At 48.6% G+C, this 21,512-nt stretch carries 17 protein-coding genes; 2 read left to right on the forward strand and 15 right to left on the reverse strand.

The genetic code is table 11. The annotated features are described in order from the left end of the window. The 4 genes from J4G07_02515 to J4G07_02530 form a co-directional block, all read right to left on the reverse strand. Positions 1-219, reverse strand: a 219-nt coding sequence (locus tag J4G07_02515) for a hypothetical protein (GenBank protein ID MCE2412852.1), incomplete at its 3' end; no start/stop codon positions are given. A gap of 174 nt (positions 220-393) precedes the next feature. After that, positions 394-1,197, reverse strand: coding sequence for a hypothetical protein (locus tag J4G07_02520; protein ID MCE2412853.1), 804 nt, complete (start codon positions 1,195-1,197; stop codon positions 394-396). A 6-nt stretch (positions 1,198-1,203) separates the two neighbouring features. Next, a complete protein-coding gene (locus tag J4G07_02525; GenBank protein ID MCE2412854.1) occupies positions 1,204-2,034 on the reverse strand; it encodes a hypothetical protein in 831 nt (276 codons plus the stop codon). Positions 2,035-2,248: 214 nt separating this feature from the next. Continuing rightward, positions 2,249-3,046, reverse strand: a complete 798-nt coding sequence (locus J4G07_02530) for a hypothetical protein (GenBank protein MCE2412855.1) — start codon at positions 3,044-3,046, stop codon at positions 2,249-2,251. Between the two features lie 237 nt (positions 3,047-3,283). Here J4G07_02530 and J4G07_02535 point away from each other — a divergent pair, with 237 nt between their 5' ends. Both J4G07_02535 and J4G07_02540 read left to right on the forward strand, forming a co-directional pair. Then, positions 3,284-4,369: a Gfo/Idh/MocA family oxidoreductase gene (locus J4G07_02535; GenBank protein MCE2412856.1), complete on the forward strand. Its 1,086-nt coding sequence runs from the start codon at positions 3,284-3,286 to the stop codon at positions 4,367-4,369. A 36-nt stretch (positions 4,370-4,405) separates the two neighbouring features. Beyond that, the gene (locus tag J4G07_02540; protein ID MCE2412857.1) at positions 4,406-5,491 is read left to right on the forward strand and encodes a Gfo/Idh/MocA family oxidoreductase; all 1,086 of its coding nucleotides are present in this window, start codon (positions 4,406-4,408) and stop codon (positions 5,489-5,491) included. 46 nt (positions 5,492-5,537) lie between these two features. Here the strand turns inward: J4G07_02540 and J4G07_02545 are convergent, their stop codons facing one another. The 11 genes from J4G07_02545 to disA form a co-directional block, all read right to left on the reverse strand. Next, on the reverse strand, positions 5,538-6,596 hold the full coding sequence (locus J4G07_02545) for an RNA methyltransferase (protein MCE2412858.1): 1,059 nt from the start codon (positions 6,594-6,596) through the stop codon (positions 5,538-5,540). A 183-nt stretch (positions 6,597-6,779) separates the two neighbouring features. Beyond that, positions 6,780-9,023 carry a prolyl oligopeptidase family serine peptidase gene (locus J4G07_02550; protein ID MCE2412859.1) on the reverse strand — a complete coding sequence of 748 codons (2,244 nt, stop codon included), beginning with the start codon at positions 9,021-9,023 and terminating at the stop codon, positions 6,780-6,782. Positions 9,024-9,209: 186 nt separating this feature from the next. After that, positions 9,210-10,397 carry a CoA transferase gene (locus J4G07_02555; GenBank protein ID MCE2412860.1) on the reverse strand — a complete coding sequence of 396 codons (1,188 nt, stop codon included), beginning with the start codon at positions 10,395-10,397 and terminating at the stop codon, positions 9,210-9,212. 19 nt (positions 10,398-10,416) lie between these two features. Further along, entirely contained in the window at positions 10,417-11,310 is an 894-nt protein-coding gene (locus J4G07_02560; GenBank protein ID MCE2412861.1) for a phosphoribosylaminoimidazolesuccinocarboxamide synthase, read from the reverse strand. Positions 11,311-11,423: 113 nt separating this feature from the next. Next, positions 11,424-12,026 carry a tetratricopeptide repeat protein gene (locus tag J4G07_02565; protein MCE2412862.1) on the reverse strand — a complete coding sequence of 201 codons (603 nt, stop codon included), beginning with the start codon at positions 12,024-12,026 and terminating at the stop codon, positions 11,424-11,426. A 224-nt stretch (positions 12,027-12,250) separates the two neighbouring features. Continuing rightward, positions 12,251-15,604, reverse strand: a complete 3,354-nt coding sequence (locus J4G07_02570) for an ABC transporter permease (protein ID MCE2412863.1) — start codon at positions 15,602-15,604, stop codon at positions 12,251-12,253. An 86-nt stretch (positions 15,605-15,690) separates the two neighbouring features. Then, on the reverse strand, positions 15,691-16,353 hold the full coding sequence (locus tag J4G07_02575) for an ABC transporter ATP-binding protein (protein ID MCE2412864.1): 663 nt from the start codon (positions 16,351-16,353) through the stop codon (positions 15,691-15,693). A gap of 279 nt (positions 16,354-16,632) precedes the next feature. Continuing rightward, complete coding sequence (locus tag J4G07_02580; protein MCE2412865.1) at positions 16,633-17,040, reverse strand: acyl-CoA thioesterase; 408 nt, start codon at positions 17,038-17,040, stop codon at positions 16,633-16,635. A 115-nt stretch (positions 17,041-17,155) separates the two neighbouring features. After that, positions 17,156-18,562 (reverse strand): hypothetical protein, encoded by a 1,407-nt coding sequence (locus tag J4G07_02585; protein ID MCE2412866.1) that lies wholly within the window; start codon positions 18,560-18,562, stop codon positions 17,156-17,158. A 166-nt stretch (positions 18,563-18,728) separates the two neighbouring features. Beyond that, the gene (locus J4G07_02590) at positions 18,729-20,057 is read right to left on the reverse strand and encodes a DUF4398 domain-containing protein (protein ID MCE2412867.1); all 1,329 of its coding nucleotides are present in this window, start codon (positions 20,055-20,057) and stop codon (positions 18,729-18,731) included. A 227-nt stretch (positions 20,058-20,284) separates the two neighbouring features. Further along, a complete protein-coding gene (gene disA, locus J4G07_02595; GenBank protein ID MCE2412868.1) occupies positions 20,285-21,388 on the reverse strand; it encodes a DNA integrity scanning diadenylate cyclase DisA in 1,104 nt (367 codons plus the stop codon). Between the last annotated feature and the right edge of the window lie 124 nt (positions 21,389-21,512).

Here is a 21,512-nt window from a genome sequence, read left to right on the forward strand (position 1 = left end):
AGTGCGCTGGGGACGTTCATTGTCGAATCGGGTGATTCTACGGAGCGGAAAAATTTCTTTATAGTATTCAATATCGGCATCACTGGTTCCCATGAGGAATTCGCCAGCGGGGACATAGACCATTACGGCTTCATCTTTAGGGGTTGTAATCGTCTGAATAGGAAGGGGACCCACAAGGGGAGCACTTGCTCTCTCTCGGCAGGCAAGCGCTAATAACATGAGCATCAAGAGAACAAGAGATGAAGTTAGGAAACCTCGCCAGCGGAAAATTCTGACTTCTTTAAATTTCATTTCAATTGTATAGAGGGATATTTCTATATGGCTGGGGATCGAATTGATAGGCGCGCATTGGAAACGCGCCTATCAATAAAATATCGAGATTGAAAATCTCGCCTACTGAACTGCTTTTAGGTCACCCCACGTTGTGGAGAGTTTACCAGCAGGTTCAACCGGTGTTGTGGACATAAGCCAAATAATAATTTCAGCCGCGACAGCACCTTTCGGTTCATCGCCACCATTGGTCTGTATCACTGGAATGAGCCGGCCGAGGTTGCCATCGCGAACGATAATCGGATCCGCACGGGTGCCGTCATCGTTTTGTGCGAGGGACACTTCGACTTCCCAATTGCCAGCGAGTTGATCAACGTGGAAGGGACGGTCGGATGCATAGTCGGTTAAACTTGGGGCAATGGCTTTGCCTTCAGCCGTGACTGTCATAGCAGTATCATCGTCCCACATCACAATGTCATCGATATCCATCATGTTTTTCAAACCACCCTCTTCATTTCTGCCAGCTAAGCCCCAGAACATATAATCGGCGTGGTTAATAAAAACATCGCCATCGGTGGTTTCGATGAAGGTTTCGGCGATAGAGCCATCTGTCTGTGTATTACCTTCCGGATAAATTTCAGGTGGGAAATCACCGTAGAGGACACAGATATCCAAGCCATCGTCGCCGGTGACACTTTCCATCCAATCGGCTAAGTCTCCGGCTTGGCCATCGCTATCATACCATGTGACAGCAATATCCGCATCCTCGAGCATACCGACACAAATCTCTGCCTGTTCGTCAGCCGCTGCCTTACTAATCCATTGCGTGATGCCGGTATAGATAACGACATCACCGGCAGCAAACACGTGTGCCAAAGGCAGTGCCATTAACGCAATAAGGGTGAGCGCAAGAAAAATATTTCGCATTAACTATTATCTCCTTCTTTTTAAGTCTCCCCACAAAGCAGGAAGTTTATCTTGAGGGTCAACGTCAAGTGCACCAACCGCTTCAAGGTAGTAGTTGAGAATGATTTCAGCGATGACATCCCCCATGGGCTCGCCGCCGTTGTTCGTTTGGTAGACTTGTATGAGCCGTGCATCCGTTTTCGTATTCCGGACAATACAGGGATCGCAGCGGTCAGCTTTTTGGTTACCCGTATCCGAAGCGAATGCGATTTCCAATTCCCAATCATTTTTAAGCTTATCAACGTGGAACGGACGGTCTGTCGCATAATCGTCAAGCGTTGGGGTCAGTTCTTTCCCTTCCTTTGTGACTTCCATCGGCGTATCATCATCCCATTGAACCATGTCTGGGATATCCATCATATTCTTGATACCGCCTTCTTCGTTTCTACCACCTTGTCCCCAGAAGAAATAATCGGCACTGTTTGAGAAACTGTTCCCTGCATCAAGATATTCTTCAGCAACAGTTTCTTTCTTTGCATCTTTACCGGCATCGTAAATTTCGGGCGGTACATCACCGAACATGACAATGAGGTGATGTCCCTTCTCCACGGTGTGTTTTTTCGTCCAGGCTTCGACCTGTTTTGCTGGACCGTGGAGTATCAGTTCACCGATGCCGTCAGCACCGTCCAGGTGCTTTGCCAGTATTTCGGCTTCCTCTTGTGCCTTTGCCTGACCAATCCACTGCACCGTGTCCGTGTAGATAAATATATCTACTTTATTCGCGGCATCGGCTGTGGGTGCCCAGAGCGCGAGGGTCGCGGCGCATAGCACGCCAGCAACAATCATAAAAAATCTCATTTAGAGATCCTCCTATAGTAGTGTAAAACATAGACATTGTGAGCAATGTCTACAATTTGCACGCATTTTACATTTTTTTTAGAAATTTGTCAAACAAAAAATTGACATTTTCATCGAATGATACTTGAATACCGCATCCGTCTAATTGAGTGTAGCCTCAACATAGGGGTGGAGGCTACGGGTTCACAAGAGTTCCAATGACGAAATAATAGTGTTACTGCAGCGACTTTTTGAGTCGTCCCCAGACAACGCTCACTTTACCGCTCGGATCCACTGCTTTTGCGGTCGCAAAACGGTTTGAAATGAGCTCAGCATACTCTGTAGCAATCTGATCATTTGGGGGTATCGCTGTTCCGCAACATGAGGTATGGAAATTAATGAACCATCCCTTCATGTCTTCTGATCGGTAAGCAATTGGATCCGCGTTTACCCCATCGTCGGCGTAACTCTCGTACTCAAAATCGTTCCCCTTCAAAACAGCAAGCCCCGATGCTCGATTGGAACTCCATTTTTTCAGAGAAGGTATATACTCCTTACCCAGATCCGTCGGGCTAACTGCTGAGACTGTGCCATTGGTAACTGTGGCTCCAAACACACTTCGCTGTCCAGCACCGGCAGCCGTAACGCGCGCTCCTTTATCCCAATAATAGTAGAAGGCGTAATCACCAATGAATCCACCGATCCCACCTTCTCTGAGCCATGTATAGACAAGGTCTTTCTTACCTTCGTTCTTAAATATCGTCCCGGGCGTATTTCCTTGTGTGATGATATAGATACCTTCTGGGTTCGCCTTCATATACGCAACCAACTCGTCACTATCCACAATTTCAGCAGTTAACTTTTTGGCTTCCAATTCCTCCACCATCATTTCTGCTAACTGCTTCGGGTTTGGCACTGCCAAGCCACCCCCATTTTCAACGGCTGCGTCATAAAAAACAGCGACATCCTGTCCAAACGCATAACCCGCGAAAATTAGAGCCAGCACACAGGCACAACAAAATAACCTTTTCATTCTCCTGTCCTCCTCGTCTACAATTTCAGATCGGATTTAGTGTTGTCAACCTTCATCACCTAATTTCACCCAAATTACCACTTACAAACTTTAGACAAGTGTATGGTATTTTGTTTGAAAACACAAGAAATTTCCTCTAATTCTGGTGTTCTAAGGATAGACATACTTTTTCCCTTGCATTGCAAACCGATTTCGTCTAAACTCATACATCAATTCTGCTTATGAGGAGAACAGAATATGACTATCCGAGTCGGTATTGTTGGCACAGGCGGTATTTCACGGGCACACCAGCGGGCTTACACGAGGGTCGGCGGCTTCGAGATCGTCGCCGTGTGCGACATCATCAAAAGTAAGGCAAATGAAGCCGCCGAACAGTGGGGTGTCCCGAAAAAGTACGTTTTTTCAAGTTATAACAAGATGCTCGAAATGGATGAGATCGATACCGTAAGCGTTTGTACCTACAACCAAGGGCACCGGCGTCCGACGGTTGCGGCACTCAACGCTGGTAAACATGTCTTCTGTGAAAAACCGATGGCGGCAACGCTCCCCGATGCGACCGCGATGACCCGCGCAGCGAAAGCGTCAGGCAAAATTTTGCAGATTGGTCTCCATAGCACATTTAATCCGAGACTCCAATTCGCGAAGAAGGTTATCGACGAAGGATTGCTCGGCGATATTTACTATTCCGAGTCCTCGGGAGGCAGACGACGCGGGAATCCCGCGCGCACGTTCATCTATAAAAAGACCGCAGGTGCGGGTGCGATTGTAGACATCGGGGTCTATAACATGCACAATTCGCTGTATGCGATGGGGTACCCAAAACCCGTTCGAGTCTCCGCAATCACTGAGGATTACATCTCGCAGCAAGACCCACAATTCCGAGGTATCATGGATGTCGAAGAGTTCGGGGTCGCATGGGTGCGATTTGAAGATGGCGGCGTGATGGTCTTCAAAATCTCGTGGGCAATCCATCAGGATTCACTCGGTCCGAGTTTCTGTCTCGGTAAAGAAATGGGCATCTCCTTAGATGGACCTGTTGTCTATGCCGATGCATATACAGACGATCTCAAGAAACTGGTGGAATCGGAAGGCTTGACAGCAGTTCCGAACCCACCAGAGGGTATGACCACGATAAGTTTCTCAGGATTCCCAGAGGTTGATGTCTGGGATGCACAGATGACCGCGTTCCGAGAAGCCGTCTTAGCGGATGCTCCTTCTCCGATTCCACCAGAGGGTGTGCTGCTCACAAACGTGATTATGGACGGTATCTTCCGATCACATGAATCGGGTAAAGAGGTAGCAGTGAGAGTCCCGGAGATTTAAGTCTGATTTGGCGAATTTATTATGAGGAGAGACAATATGACTGTCCGAGTCGGTATTATTGGAACAGGTGGCATTTCACGTGCCCACCAGAGCACTTATGAGAAAGTCGGCGGTTTCGAGATTATCGCCGTGTGCGACATCATTAAAAGTAAGGCGAACCAAGCCGCTGAAGAGTGGGGTGTCCCGAAAAAGAACGCATTCTCCAGTTACAACAAGATGCTCGAAATGGACGAGCTCGATGCAGTGAGTGTCTGCACTTACAATCAGGGACACCGTCGCCCCACAGTCGCGGCATTGAACGCCGGTAAACACGTCCTCTGTGAAAAACCCATGGCAGCGACGCTTCCAGATGCGACCGCGATGACCCGCGCAGCAAAGGCATCAGGCAAAATCTTACAAATCGGTCTCAATCCAACGTTTAGCCCGAGACTCCAATTCCTAAGAAAGGCGTTTGATGCGGGATTATTCGGCGACATCTATTATTCCGAATCTGCGGGGTGCAGACGCCGCGGAAACCCGGGGCATACGTTCATTTACAAGAAAACAGCGGGGGCGGGGGCAACCGTCGATATCGGTGTCTACAATATGCACGCTTCTCTGTATGCGATGGGGTATCCGAAACCGGTGCGGGTTTCCGCTATCACAGAGGATTATATCTCAATGCAAGATCCGAGGTTCCGTGGTATCATGGATGTTGAAGAATTCGGTGCGGCGTGGGTGCGCTTTGAAAATGGTGGTGTGATGGTATTCAAAATTTCTTGGGCAGTGCATCAGGATTCACTCGGTGGCAACTTCCATCTTGGGACGAAAGCGGGGTTTTCGTTGGGTGGACCGATTGTTTATGCCGATGCGTATGCCGGTGATCTCAAGAAATTTGTAGAAGCAGAGGGATTAACAGCGGAACCCGACCCACCGGAAGGAATGACAACGATCCGGTTTTCAGGATTTCCACAGGAAGATAACTGGGCAGCACAGATGATAGCATTCCGAGAAGCCGTCAAAGCGGACGCTCCTTCTCCAATTCCACCAGAGGGTGTTCTCCTGACGAACGTGATTATGGATGGTATCTTCCGATCACACGCCGCGGGTAAAGAGGTCGCTGTAAGAGTCCCGGAGATTTAAGCAATATTAGAAAATCAATGTTAGGTTTTCAGGTTTCAAACCGCGCTTACCTTGTTTTCGGACGGATAACAGATATCCGTGCCCGCATCCCGCGCACATCCACTGTTATTTTTTGGGTAACCCTGAGAGAACGCCGCCGCTTCAGTTCATCATCAAGCAGCGTGTCTTGAGAAGTGAGTAGCACCATCCGCCCCCTCGGTCTCAGGACGCGTTCGTACTCCCTAAGACAGTGGTGATATAGATCCGCAAGCTGCGACACGTTTCCGACTGTCTCCCCGAACGGAAGGTTACAAACGATTTTATCAACAGTGTTCGACCCTAACGGCAAATTTTGGGCATCCCAGTGAAAGAATTGGCGCGGCTGATGTTTCCTCCCGAAATTCGACACAGTCGCGTCTAAAGCGTCGATAGAGACATCTCCGCCAATCAAGTAGCGATACCGCTTGATAAACGCACGTTCCAAGAGGATAGTCCCGGCACCGCACATCGCGTCCAAAAAGACATCCTCTGGATGCGGTCGTGAGAGGCGAACCATACTGTATGCCAAAGTCGGTTTGAGGGATGCAGGAATATGCGCCTGTTTATACGGACGTTGCGCCATATCGTTTGGGGAAAGTTTGAGGCTGATGTAGCCATCGTCTCCATGTACCTCTGCCCAAATATCTAAAGCCGATTTTGACGACCCCGCATACCATCCTCGGTCTATCAACGCGCGTTCTACCACACGCTGGAGATCAACGCGTCGGAAGTTGCGTTTTCCTGAAAGCCGACTTGTCACTCGAAACGGCACCCGTTTCCGTGCTTTGATACCTACCTCCCGACAGCACTCAAAAGCCTCCTTGAAATTGAAGCGTGAGAGCGCACCGCTAAATGCCGTTAAGGAACTACGTGAACGGGTCATCTTCGGCATCCGCTTTAGAATGAGAAAGAGATGTTCGGCTGTTCGGAGTGATAGGAGTTCACGCGGGTTACCCGTATATTGGAAGAGAATTCGCTGCGGTTTCCGTTCAAGGATTTTCAGATGTCCCGTATCGCCAAAACGTTCGGATAACTCCTCGCGTGCGATGGTTTCGAGTCCTGCACTTACAGTGATTGCGTAAAGCATTTTTTAATTTTACCTTGCGGATTTTTTAATTTTACCTTGTGGAGGAACAACGCGGATTGGAACTTTGACCTGTCTCTCTCAAATCCACCTGCGCCGATGTTGCAGGCTACCTGTTTGGGTTTAAGGAAGACCTCTTAACCGATTGCTAACTGCTGATGGCTGACGGCTGACTGCCAATAGAGACTACACCTGTTGGGGTTCGGGCCAATTTAAGTGGCGATGCAGGAACCGGAACGTCTTGTCGGAATTAATCTGATGCCCACCATCAAAGAATTCGATCTCTGTCCTATCCGCGATTCCTAACTGAACGTAAAGCCGACGCACGACAGCGAATTCGTGTGCAACCCATTCATCAGGCGCGACACCATCGTCATGCCCACGTTCCACCATAAACGGACGCGGCGCGATCAATCCCGCCATCTCACCGTAGTTGAAGGTATTCCCTAAATCGAATTCTGGCATCTCATACTCGCCTGTGAACATATAACTGTAGCGAGAATGATAGGTCGCATTCTTGACGATCCATTCGTTGAAATCCGCGGAACAGATGGAGCAGGCATAGCGTTCAAGCAGCGCAGGCACACGCATCGCCGTTTTGCCGCCGTAAGATAATCCATAAAATCCGATCCGATCTGCATCAACGAAGGGCTGCTCCGCGAGCCAATCGAGTGTGCGTTCATGTTGACGGACGATCAACGAAAAAAGCGACCATTTTATCGGATTTGCCTTACGTTGAATGACCCGGAAGGCATCTTGACCTATATACGGATTTTGTGGGGCGTAGACGACGAACCCTCTGTCCGCTAACTGGGCGGCATAGGAGTGATAGACGGATTCTATTCTTGGATCGGCGGTATCCTGTGGTCGTCCCTCTAAACCGTGCTGACAGACGACAACGGGACGTTCTTCACCCGGCTGGAGATCGTTTGGAAGGAGCAAAATGCCGTAAGCGAAAACGTCCTGCCAAACATCAAGGACAACTTCGTAGCCTTTCCAGAGGGGTTCATCATAGAGGAGACGCGTCCTTGGGTTCGTAGGCACATCAGGCGGTGGACACTTACCGATAACCTCATCCCAGAAATAGGCTTTGGCATCCACGCACGTCTCTTCCCACCGCGTCAGCGAAGAGGTATCGGTTTTCTCCCAGAAGAACTGTTGTCGCCGCGTTGCTGCTTCCCTCAAAAAACGTTGTGATAAATTCACCAGCTGCATAAACTGCCGCTGCTGACGTGCATCGTAATCAAAATCGTCAACTGCGGTTGAGGAGAGAGGGTAATGGCTATCAATGTGTGCGTTTTCGACACCGAGTCCGGTCAGCAAAGCGGTTAACGTCTCTTCAGACCCCGGCAATCCATCTACAGGAGAAACGAGGTGCAGGGCATCACCGCTGTTAAGCATTTGATAAAAATCGCGAGCATGTTCAAACTCTGACGCTACTGCCTGGATCGGTGGTGATACCAATTGACCGGGCGCAGCACCGCCACGTCCCTCACGCACCTGTGGGGGTCCGGGAACTTCAGGTCCTCGACTTGTTTCGATAACTAACGGACGCGGCGCAATCAGACTCGCAATTTCAGCATCACCAAATTCGTGTAGCAGCCCCCACACACTTCGGTAGATCGGTTCCCGCCAGACCTCCTGCCGAGATTGGAAATATCCACTAACAGCCGTCGCCTGAATCCGCGTATCGACTGCCCCACTGTAGAGCGCAATCAATCCACCTTCACCGTAACCCATTACACCAATCGGAGCATCGGAAAGAGACATCCAGTCCACTAACGATAACACCTTCTGGACTTCATACCCGATGATATGTCTTCCGAGTTCAAATGCCATCCGATAGATGAATTCGCGGTGTGGTTGATTCGTCATCGCACCGAGGGCTGGATTTCCTGAATAGGTATCGTCACGGTTAATGAGAAGTGGGACAACGACACGGCATCCGGCTTTCGCCAAACGTCTCGCAAACTGGGCATTTGCTGGTAATTCATCCGTTACCCCTGCTATCATTTCCGGTGTCCAATCGGCATCGGGCAGTGCAACAATCTGTGCAGTCATTGGGGTGTTATGCTTCGGTTCCAACAAAAGTCCTTCACCCTGCACCTCATCAAAAACCTGCCACCGAACGCGGGAGACAGTGTAATTTTCATCTTCTGTGAGTTGCGCCGAGGTTTTTGTCGTGACACTATAGGTGAGCTCCTCAATCTGTAGCCGTGAATCAAGACAACCGATCCGCTTCCGAAGCCGCGCGCGATTTGGTTCAACAGATCCGGTATACGCATTGTGAGAACTATAATCGCGATTCCACAATCCTGCCCGACCGTCAACAGAATCAGCCACAGCACGAGAGACATACCCATCAAGAGCCTCGACCATCTGTGCGGCAAGGTCGCCGTCTGACGTTAAAGATTCAGTTCCATATAACATTTTAATTTTACCTTGCGGACTTTTTAATTTACCTTGCGGAAGAAGAACGTGCGTTTTTAGACGCGCGTTCTCCCCTGTATATCCGCTTGCACCGTTGTTGCAAGTTACAGTTTTGGTTGTAAGGGAACTCCGATTCCCGACTTCCACTCGTTCCTGCGAAATCCAGTCAGGAATGAATCGAAGAAATTAAATAACGCCGTCTTGTCTGAGCTGTTCTACCTCTTCTGGATGCATTTTCAACAAGTCAGTGAGGATCTCAGTCGTATGTTCACCGAGACTCGGGGCGGGAGCATCTACACTCCCCGGTGTTTCCGAAAGTTTGATTGGCACCCCCGGCACCGCCACTTCACCCGTGATGTCATGCGCAATACGCGTAATCATCTCCCGTGCTTGCACCTGTGGATGACTGACGACTTTATCCATCGCATTGATGGGACCACACGGCACGCCAATCGCACCCAGCGTATCAATCCAGTCATCCGTCTTGCGTTGGGACATAATCTCTGAGAGAATCGGAAACAACGCATCGTGGTTCTCGGTTCGGTCAGCATTCGTTCGGAACCGTTCATCTGAGATGAGTTCCCGACGATTGACGTGATCGCAGAACTTTGCCCAAAGGGTATCGTTTCCGAGTGCGATAATAACGTGTCCATCCGCAGAAGCAAACGCTTCAAAGGGTGTAATCGCTGGATGTCTCGCACCGAGTGGTTTCGGAGCTTCACCTGTGGCAAAATAACGGACAACAGCGTTTTCCAAGACAGCAACAAGACTATCCAACATCGCAACATCGACAAATTGTCCACTCCCCGTTCGATTGCGATGGTGCAATGCGGAGAGGACTCCGATTGACGTGAAAAGGGCAGCCGTTATGTCGCTAATAGAAGTACCGACACGCACGGGCGGTCCGTCCGGTTCTCCCGTAATGCTGATGATACCCCCCATGCCCTGGATAATCATGTCATAAGCACCTTGCTGGGCATAGGGACCCGTCTGTCCAAAACCGGAGCACGCCGCGTAGATAAGCGATGGATGCTCAACTTTCAGCGTATCGTAATCCAGCCCCAATTTTTGCATCGTCCCCGGACGGAAGTTCTCAACGAGGATATCGGTCTGCTTCAATAACTGCTTAAATATCGCCTGTCCACGCTCGGTTTTAAGGTTGAGCGTCACGCTCTGCTTTCCACGATTTACGCTCATGAAATAGAGGCTGAACCCGTTTTTGAAGGGACCGAAATTTCGGGATTCGTCTCCTGTGCCGGGCTGCTCAATCTTGATGACTTCTGCTCCGAGGTCACCAAGGAGCATCGTTGCATACGGACCTGCAAGAACTCGGGTTAAATCCAAAACCTTCATTCCATCGAGTGGACCTGCCATCTGCTATCTCTCCTGTGTACTACAGTTCCGCACCAACAATGAGGCGATATGCCTCGCGGTATTTCTCGCTTGTTTTGGAGATAACAGTCTCCGGCAGTTCAGGCGCAGGCGGTTGTTTGTTCCAGCCGATTTCGGAGAGGTAGTCTCTCACGAACTGCTTATCAAAACTCTGCTGCGGTTTACCGGGTTCATAGAGATCCGCGGGCCAGAACCGGGAAGAGTCCGGCGTGAAGACTTCATCAATAACGATGAGTTTTCCATCGCGTTGCCCGAATTCAAACTTGGTATCGCAGAGGATAATTCCAGCATTTTCGGCGTGTTCACTGGCGGCTCTGAAAAGTGCAAAACTGATTTCAATCAACTGATCCGTCAGTTCGCTACCGACTTCGTTCCGCATCTCCTCAATGGAAATCGGTTCGTCATGTTCGCCCTGTTCGGCTTTGGTCGTTGGCGTGAACAGGAGTTCTGGAAGTCGGTCAGATTCTTGGAGTCCGTCCGGTAGTTTCTGACCACAGATTTCTCCCGTCTTCTGATAGGAGGACCAACCGGAACCGGCGAGGTAACCGCGCACGACACACTCAACATCAACCCGATCGGCTTTATGGACGAGCATAGAGCGTCCTTTTAGAAGTTCTGCATCGGGTTGTAGAGCATCGGGATACGCTTCGACTTCCGTTGAAATGAGATGATTGTCAGCGACGGATTCGGTGTACTTGAACCAGAACTTGGATAAACCGGTTAAGACCTTCCCTTTATCTGGAATGCCGTTCGGCAGCACAACATCAAAGGCGGAAATCCGATCCGTGGAAATGATAAGAAGTTCGTCACCAAGGTCATATAGATCTCGGACTTTCCCACGGTGGAGAGGTGTATAATTTGTTAAATCTGTAGACGTTATAACGTTCTGAGACATATTGTGTTTCTCCTGTATTTAAAAAGTGATCAGTTGCCAGTTATCGGTTATCAGCTAAAGAGGGATCTGGCTTACCAAGTTTATTTTTAAATGATAACCTAACTGACAACTCTTTATTCTTTGAGTAGATCTCGCAGCACGATGGCTGTCCGATTTGTCGTTTCAATTTGGAGCGCCTTGTCTACTTCTTGTGTCGCAGACGCATCTTCACCGAGATAGTAGTAGCACGCCGCCTTAAGCACATAAAGTTCGGCGTTGGAACGATAGTCGTGCCGAAAAAGGTATTGGACATCACCCTGTAGTGCGTTATCAATCGCTCGAATAGCGGATCGGAAGTCGCTTGTATCTTTGTGACGCAAAAATAGCAGATTCGCAAGTCCGACCCATGCGTCCGCATTTGATGGATCGAGTTGCACGGCGTTCTGGAAGGCTTCCTGTGCCAGTGGCGGATTTAGAGATAGACTGAGATGACTCCATCCGACGCCGTTATGCGCATCCGCCAGATTTTCATCGAAGTTAATTGCTCGCTCAAAACTGAGCAATGCCTGTGCATAGTTCCCCGATTCGTAGGAACGCCATCCCAACTCCATGTGATTCAACGCAGTCGACGTATTTGGATCGGGATCACTGGAACACCCACTCAGCATCAGGAAACAGATGGTAAGTAAAGCTGTATATATGAAGTGAACCGTCGTTTTGACCTGAATAGAATGCATCTTACGTTTCCCTTTTTTAATTTTACCTTTACTTCTCCATAAGGTAAAATTATGAACCAAAGCATGTAGTCCGTAATGAAATGGAGGGCGGCTCTAACACAGAAATCTTGAAAGCCCAAACACCGTTATTCCTCCGCAAGGTAAAATTAAAAAATGAAATGGAGAGCGGCTCTAACACAGGAACCCTGAAATCTCAAACATCTTTACTTCTCCGCAAGGTAAAATTAAAAATCGGATTTGAGCGTTGTCAAGAGCGGACTTCGGAGTGCCACAGCAACGGCAATAGCATTTGCAATTATACCAAAACCGAAGATGAAAAGCAAGGTAATTGTGAGGGAAAACCATGGAAAGGAGGGGAGGTGTCCCTGCGAAGCGAAAATCGAGGCAAGTCCAGCGACAATACCGATAAACATTCCAATAACGAGCAGGAAACTACTCTCAAGGAAAAGCATCCGTGAGAGTAACCGCCGTCCGAAACCGAAGGCGCGCAGGGTCGCTAATTCCCCGCGACGTTCGATGATATTTCTGAAAAGGACCAGTGCTAACCCGAAGGTGCCGAGTAGGACTCCTAAACCACCGAGACTTTGAAAAGTGGAGATATAGGTATTTTCAACCGCTCGATAACTCGCCAAACGCGCCGATGCAGACACAAGGTCAAAACCGTAGTCGCCTAATGTTTTCTCTAAGATTTGCGCTGTCTCCTCTCGCAAATCAGGCGGCGTTTTGATGAGAAAAAACTGGTATCCGCTTTGGCTGGGGAAATATTTCGTGAAATTGGACTCAGAAATAATCAACTGGCTTTGGAAAAGACTATTCACAACCGTCTCAAGTTCGAGACGGAGCGGCTTGCCAAATTCATCTTGGACAATAAAATCGTCATCGGGGTTGTGGTGCAAGATCCAACGGAGCGACTTTTCATCGCCAATCGCAGGAACTTTATCGCTTTCAGTAGGTGTCAGATACAAATTGACCCAAGGTGCTTTCCCTAACATCGCATCAGGAGCTCCTAAAATTTGGGGTTTCTGGGGCTGGTAGAGATTCAGGCAACTGACATCTTCACCCGGTAGGACACGAAACGGAATCACCTCCGACGCGCTCAGTAGTTCAGAGGCTTTATCGGAAAAACCGAGTTCAAACCTACCATCCGGTGTATTTAGGTTATGGTGTAACGGAAGCGCAGACTCAGCGACAAAGGCATATTCTGTCTCTGGTGGGGCATCGTGCCGATTTGCGCCAACAGCGACGATGATACAGCAGGCGATACTGATTGTGGCAACACAAGTCTTGCTCCGTCCGGGTTGTCGTGCGGCGTTTCTGATGGCGAACCGCATTCTGTTCAACTGTTTCGGCACATTCTGAGATTTCAGCCATTTATCGAACACCTCTGCCCCTATACCAATAATGAGCAGTGCGACAAACAGTAGACTCACGACAGGCTGCTCTACCCATATACCTATTCCGACCCCAATCGCAGCGACCAACCACCGAAGGAATTTCATCTTCTTCGTTCTATATTTGTCAGTTGCAGTCGCATCAACAAAATCGGTTTTACCTGCAAGGAGCGAAACAGTAGCAGTTCTACCCAACTTGTGGACAGTCAAGCGGATGGAGAGCATCACAACAGATAGTGAGATAATTGCTCCTATCAGCAGACTCCATATACTGACGTGGAGTTCCATAAACGGGGTCCCGATAGCAGGGAGCCACCACGTTTGCAACCCATATATCATCAATTGCGCATACCCGATCGCGAGCAGACAACCGCACAGACTCCCCATACTGGAGATGGTGACACCTTCATAAAGGAATCGGCGACGGATTTTAGTGAGCGGATAGCCAATCGCTTGTAATATACCGATCTCACGCGATCTTTGCTCTACACCGATACGGAAAAGCATCCCCACCAACAGGGCGACAGCAATTATGATAAAGGCACTCAGACTGCTAAAGAGCATCCCGAAATCTGTTGCACCGGTGGAGGCTTGGAGCCCATCAGATTGAGGAGCCATGAATCGGAATCCAATCTGTTCGGGTTGAATCTTTCTGAGGAATTCGGTTTCAAACAGCGTCCGTGTTGCTTGAAGATCTGCGTTTGGCGCGACACCCAACCGAATCGCAGTGAGGTCACCGAACCGGTTTTTCCACAGTTGCTTACCCGTTTCGAGTGAAATGAACGCTTTCGGTGTTGCGCCGTATTCATCCCAATACGCTTCGTCTTTACTGCGAATAAGTGAGTAATCAATCGGAAATGGGGATTCCCACTCAGACATATCAGCGGTATCGTGGATTCCCGGAAAAGTAGGGATGAGGTCTCTATCGGCGGTGATACCTTCAATCGGTAAAATCCCTTTCAGACGGAACAGCGCGGTTTCCGTGATGTATTCTTCTCCAGCACCAACGCGATAGTATGTGACGCTGATCTCCTCCCCGACTTCTACGTCAAGCTCAGTCGCCGTCCATGTATTGAGGATAATTTCAGGATTCTCTAATTTCCCTTGCGGAGAAACAACAACATCTGAAGTTTGAGAGTCTTCTGTGCTCAAGTCACCCTCCATTCCCGCTACGATTTTCGATTCCACTGTAACAGCGTGTTTGTTAAGAAGGTCAGAAAACTCGCCCTTATCGGTAGAGAGTGCGACGATTGTCGAATATGGAACGGTTCTGCCATTAGCGGTAATCGTATTCGCGAGATAGGTGAGCGTCGGAAGCGTTGGGATTCCATTTTCAGCCGCGATTGTTAGCGCGAGATCAGAAAAGATCGGTTTAAGGAGATACTGCTGACTTTGGAGATCAAAGTGAGCATCGTGCCCTCGAATCTCCAAGTCGAGGGCATCCATACCTAATGTGAGATCATCAGACGAAATTGGAACTGTTTCCGCCGTAAATAGGGCGTTTACTCTATCCCCTTGTCCGAGCACGCTTTGTAAAACTGGAAGTGCGATGAAAGCGTTCAACGGAAGACTTTGATGGGCGCGAAGACTAAATCTTCCAGCACTCTCTGTTGGCACAATCTCACTGATAACCAAACGTAGGCTTTGGATAGCCTCGGATGCATCGCGTTCGCCGAGAAGGAATTCTGGGTGGATGTCAGCGGATTGCGGAACATTCACGAGAAGTGTGTCGCCGACTTCGGCGTTCAATTCGTTCTGTAGTGCCTCGTTGATGATAATGGCATTGAAGGTTTGTCCATCTGTTTTTTTCAAGCTTGGCGCGGCATCTTCTTTCCAAAATGCGAAGAAACGCTCTTGGACACCGAGGATGTTCACTCTTGATGCTCGCGTCTGCGTTTGCGGTGCAACGATTGTTCCATTCAGTAAGATTGTTGAAACTGTGTTCTGTCGATCCAGAACGTCTGGGGGAAAAAAGCGGTCAGCAAGGAGGGCATGTTGGATTGTGCCGAGTCGTTCCTTTGTTATGCTCCGCAGGCTTCCTCGCACAGAATCTCCGACAATCAATGCCCCGGCGAGCACACCCGTCGCCACAGCCGTACAAAGCGCGACGATGAGATGTATCTGCCAAAAATATTTGAAGGAACCCCAAGAAAATTTGCGCATAGCCTGTTTAATAGTTTTAACCATCAACTCGTGCCTTTGAAAGATGTAGAAGACGAGTTGATGGTTAAAGTTATCGGATAACCGATACCTCTCTTATGGTGTTTCGAGTGTTAGGTATCCCCGTTGAGGGTGAAAGTGCCATCTGAAAGCTGCAGGTGTTGCTGAAAACGAGAAACGAGTGCAAGGTTGTGTGTGACGACAATGAGCATACTCTGTTCCACGCGGTGCAACTCAAAGAGCAAATTAGCGATAGTTTCGGAAGTAGCAGTATCCAAATTTCCGGTCGGTTCATCGCAGAGAAGAATACTGGGTTGATTGATAAGGGCACGAGCGATCGCAACGCGTTGTCGTTCACCCCCCGAAAGCTCAGCGGGTCGATGCCATGCCCGATGCGCGAGACCAACTCGTTCGAGGAGTTCATGTGCCCGTTGGGTCGCGTCAGTTTTTTCCTCGGAAACGAGTGTCGGGATGAGTACGTTTTCAAGGACGGAATATTGTGGCAGCAGATGATGATCTTGAAATACGAACCCGATGACAGTGTTTCGATATCGCGCCAGTTCAGGTTCAGAGAGCGTAAATGGGTCGGTGTTGTTAATCTCAACCTGTCCACCGGAAGGCTTTTCTAACGTGCCGATGATGTGTAAAAGCGTGCTTTTGCCAGAACCCGATGGACCCGTAATAGCAACAGACGCTCTATTCGTGAAACTAAACGAAATATCCCGTAGGACTTTGACTGCACCAAAATCTTTAGATACATTGGATACCTTCAGCATTTTTTTATTGATGACTCCTCGGTTGTGCCCCATAAAACAGCGGAGTTACACCCCTCGGCAACGGTGAGTATTTCCGATTTTACAAAAAGCGCGTAGCCCGATACGAAGTGGAGGGGTATTTGCGAATCAACGCTGGATTTAGTCTGGAGATAGACTCAATCCGTTCCTTGTATTACATTTGCGCGTGTTGCCTCGCAGTGAGAGTCAACGGGGTGTTTCTTCAGATTTAAGAAACGCTCTTGATGGTTCAGACACACGTTGTTTTTCCGCAAGGAATAATTAAAAAATTTGATCCGCAATGAAATCTGGGATAGGAATCGCGCGTAGTTTCTCATCGGGGTTCGTTACACAACAAACTGTCGTGATCTGTCCGTGCGCGATGTCTTTTCCTTCATGTGTAAAGTGGAATTGGTAGGTGAGGGATTTCGTTCCCTTTTTGATTACTTGCAGGCGAATATCCACTTCATCCTCAAACCGGAGTGGGCTCAAGTATTCACACGAAGCCGCGAGTCGGGGCCATCCGATCTTATCTCCGTTCCACTCGGTAGCAACACTTGTCCCTAAACTCCGGAGGAATTCGTGTTCCGCCGTCTCCATAAAGACAAAAAATCGTGTAAAATGGACGATACCCGCCATATCGGTATCAGCAAACTCAATTTTGCGTTTGGTTCTGTATTCAGTGTGCATGTTGGGAATATATGGCTCTTGACAGTCGGTGGAATGGTGGTCGGTCATTGGGTTTTAGTTAAGAAGTTCTCGTTTAACCAAGCACTCCTGTAACCGACCACCGATAACCACTCAGTTACATTTTTGGATAATCCGGTACATCCTCGTACCGACTCCACGTCTCAGCGTAAATACGCCAGTGTCCATCGGTCGGATCTACCATGAGATTAAGTTTTTTGGTGCCGTAATCGGAGTAAGCAGGTCGACTCCCACTCGCTGGGGTCCCAGTGAATTTTTGTAGAAACTGGACATCTGCCACTGCCCGATCTCCATTAACCTGTAAATTCGAGATAGAAACCTGGATGTCAGCATACATCGTGTTAAGTCTCTTCATCTTGGAGCGGAGTTGTCCTTTTGTAAGATAAACCGAAGTTTCCCTTCCGTCCCTGACGCTCACGCGAGTAATTTGTGCTTCATCCGAATAGATAGACATATAGGTACTCAGGTCCTTTTCTTCCCATGCTGCTTGCCATTTCCCTAACACTTGTCTCACTTTGAGGTGTGTATCCAATGGTGCGTTTCCATCGAAAGTGCCCCCGGATTCCTCTCCAGAAACAGTGTCAACCGCCGGGACATCCGGCGCGAGTGCGATCGCATCAGATACCACATTGATTTGATCGTTCATGATTTTCCATTTTCGTCTGAAAAACCCTTTTTTCTCAATTGTGAGTGTGCGGGTATGGCTCTCAATGACATCACCGCCATTTTGCAAGGTTACCTGAATGTTGTCAACGATGTGACGGTTCTTGGGACGTGGAACAGCAGTATAGGTGGCTCCAGCGAGATCGACAATATGGGTTTGCGACATCAGGTCCTTGGCACGGGCAAAACTTGAAGCGCGTTTTTTCCGAGAGGATTTATCCCATAAGTCAGTATACGCCTTTAAATTCTGAACCTCTAAGGCAGTCTTCCAAGCCATCACGAGCGGGACCACCGGACTATTAGGTTGTTCTGTAATCTCGGGTTTTTGCGTAGGACCAGGCGTTGACACAATAGGCGCGAATTCACTGCCGACGGCCTCCTCCTGAACTATTTTCCACCGCTGTTGAATAATACCTTTCTTTTCAATAACGAGATTCCGCAACTGCTGCTGCGCTTCGCCCGGATAATAAGCCGTGAGAGGAATCCCTTCAATCCGGAAACGGTTCGTATACCGAGGTACTCGATACGGTTGACTGGCACCGCCGAGGTCAACTTCAAAACTTACGTTATCCCTCAGGAGCCTCACAGTACTCTGATACCCCGTATCGGGGCGTTGACGCGCACTTTTCACCCAGAGGGTTTCATACTTTTGCGGGTCGCCAGATTCGAGTGCACTTTTCCATTTCACCAAAAAGGCTGTAGGGGTCTCACTGGAACTCATGAAGATCACAAGAAAGAGAACAAAAGTGATGACGATTGCTGTAATCGCACCACCCCACAGCAGGTTCCGGGGTATAGTGAATTTCTTTTGGTTGTTTTGCTGGTTCTGTGCGTCGTTCACAATTTAACCTCCGCTTCTACAGACATTTTGCTCCGCTGGAGCAAGGAGGGGCATTGTATTTTCTGCCGTGAGACAGAACCTACATACATTTTACACTGCTGGGTATTTTCTGTCGTGAGATAGAATTTGTCTGCAGTCTGTAGCCCAAGTGTCCATAATTAAATAATTAAAAATTTGGTACATTCTCATAAACTTGCCAGATTTCGTGATGAATTCTCCAGTCGTTGCCAACCTGATGCATCCAGACTTCGCGAATCCAAATATTGTAGAGTTCCGTAGCGTTTTCGTCTGCTGCTGGCGTCGACAACCGCGTCAGTCGATGGATACCGATAACACTTTCTCCCTCGACCTCGGTATCAGCCTTCGCTTTGTTCCACGCGTGGGTACTCATCTGGTGAAGATCTGCTTCGAGTTGCTGGAGATCGATTTTACTTCGATGTTCTTTACTCTCGCGAATCACGACTTTGTCGGCAATAATATTAGGTTCATAGTAGGCAAGATGTCCATTAAGGTTGTTTGCATGCCATGCACGCTCCCAATTACGAAGTGCCATCTTACCAGTTGTAATCTGTTCTGAAGAGAGGGAAATTCGGCCCGTCTTCGCGGGATGAAGCTGAGGCTGACTGGCAACATACGCCCGCGCCTCTTGTGCTTTCTGTTTGAGATATTCCGTATGCTTTGCTCCCGCGTTTTGCTGGCTGGCTTCTGCGAGTTTTTCGGTATAGATTTGCGCCTGTTCGCGGAGTTGTCTCTTAAGGGAATCTATCTCAGCGATAACTGTCCGTTTCTGATACCCTTCCTCCTTCACCATTCTGTCAGCAACTTCAAGTTTTCTGCGGAGTTCTGCAACCTCCCTACCGTAATTGCGAATCTCGGTTTCCGCCCTGCGAGCACGTCCCTGAATCTCCCCTAAAGTTTCAGAGAGTTGTGCCACTTGTTCCCCGTATGCTGCCCGTGTATCGCCGAGCTCACGATTCTCTTTCTGGAGGTCGCGAACGGTCTGTTTCAATTGCTTCTCAGCACTCTGAATGTCTTGCATTTGGGATTGAAGCCCTGTAAGTTCTTCCTTTTTTCTGTTAACAGCCTCGCGGAGTGTCTCTACCTCCGCCTCACTCTGAAGTATAGATGCATTCAATTCCGAGTTTTTAGTGATATTAACGGAATTCATTCGAGCAAGTGTGGCATCAGCTATCGCTTGATACGCGAGGCGGAGCGCATCGTTACCGTTTTTCTCATCGAGTGCCGTTTTCGCTGCCTCAAGATTAGCTTCCGCGGATTGAAATAAATCAGAAGCGAGTGTGGGTGCGTCAGCCTCCAGTGCCGCTGCAATAGCCATCTCAGCGTCCGCTATTACGGTATCAACTGTTGACGTTTCTATTTTTCCAAGTTTTCCGCCACATCCTACTAAACCCAACAAAACGAGGAACATCCCAATGAATAAAATCCGACTGGGTGCGACGTTCCTTCTCCGTGCTAAAGCGATGAACCGTTTCATTTTGTAACTCCTTTTACTTATTTTTTTACGTAGATGGTTCAATTGCCATTTTCCTTTTGATTACATAGCATCGCTGTAATACCGGGAAGAAGAGAGATCTGATGACCTTTCTTCCGAAATTTCTAAACAGAAGCACTGCGACCCGCAAAAATTGAGGTGCGCGATGTGCTTTCAACTCACCCTTAGTTTCTAAAAAACAACTACTCTTTGATAATAAGCCTGTCTTCTCATGCGTCAAATACAGACAAAACCAAAGCTTCAGGTTGGACAGATGTGGATTTCATATGCGCGAGCGCGTTCTTGATTGTAGATGCCCGTGCCTTACCAACCCCATCAACCACTTGGAGTTCACTCACAGCGGCTGTGTTCACCTGATCCAATGTCTTAAATTTATGAACGATATTTTCAATAATACTGAAGGGAATGCGAGGGACCCGACTGAGCATTCGATACCCGCGCGGTTCAAGCACCTCGAAAGTGTTACGCACATCACGCGAATACCCTAAAGCTTCACTAATGTTACTCTGGTCAGCGAGGCTGTGTGTATCAAGCCCCGAAATTGCTTCAAATGCTTCAGACGCGTCGCGTAAACTCTCATGATAGTAATCTTTTATAATCAGAAGTCCACTCTCAATTTCAGTTGTGAGTTCGGGAATAACATACTGTAGAGATTGCGCTTGTGTGCCTAACTCAATCCTGTAACGGTCCAATTCCTGCTCAGCGCGGCGAACACGTTCACACAATTGGATAGCGGAAACGACATCCGCTAAGGTGACATTCCCACTGAGTTCACTCCAATTCAGGATAGCAACGGCATTTTGCAGTGCTTTGAGATGCTGGGTCAGCACGAGCATCGTTTGATTCGCACCGGAAAGCAGTGTAGGACGTTCTCGGAAAATATAGTGCTGATCTTTGAGATAAAGGGTGAGTGTATTGCGACTTCGTGATACGGCAAGGACACTATGTTCAGACTCTCTCGCGAATTTATCCGCTGTCCGGTGGCGGAGCCCCGTTTCATTAGACGGAATCGTCGGGCTGGTTCTCAACGTTACATTCGCACGCACGATGCGTTTTATATCTTCGGAAAGAATAATCGCGCCATCCATCTTCGACAACTCATATAAGTTTGTCGGTGTATATGGGCAATTAATCCGAAATCCGCCTTCTGTCAAATCCAGAATCTCTGGCGTATCACCCAAGACGATAAGTCCACCGGTCTTACTTTGGATGATATAATCAATACCTTCCCTGAGATAAGTTCCCGGCGATAGCAGCTTCAGTGCTTCAAAGAGTTCGCATGTTTTTTCATTTTCCGTTGAGATGCTTCGCACTGCAACCACCTCCTACATTAACCCAAGTTGCTACGAATGGGTTTCGCATGTTTGAAGAACCCTTTTCAGCACCTTTCTTCACCCCAGAGGGGTGGCATGTCTATAGAAAATCGTGTGTTCAACC

The organism is Candidatus Poribacteria bacterium (assembly GCA_021295715.1).
Lineage (GTDB): Bacteria > Poribacteria > WGA-4E > WGA-4E > WGA-3G > WGA-3G.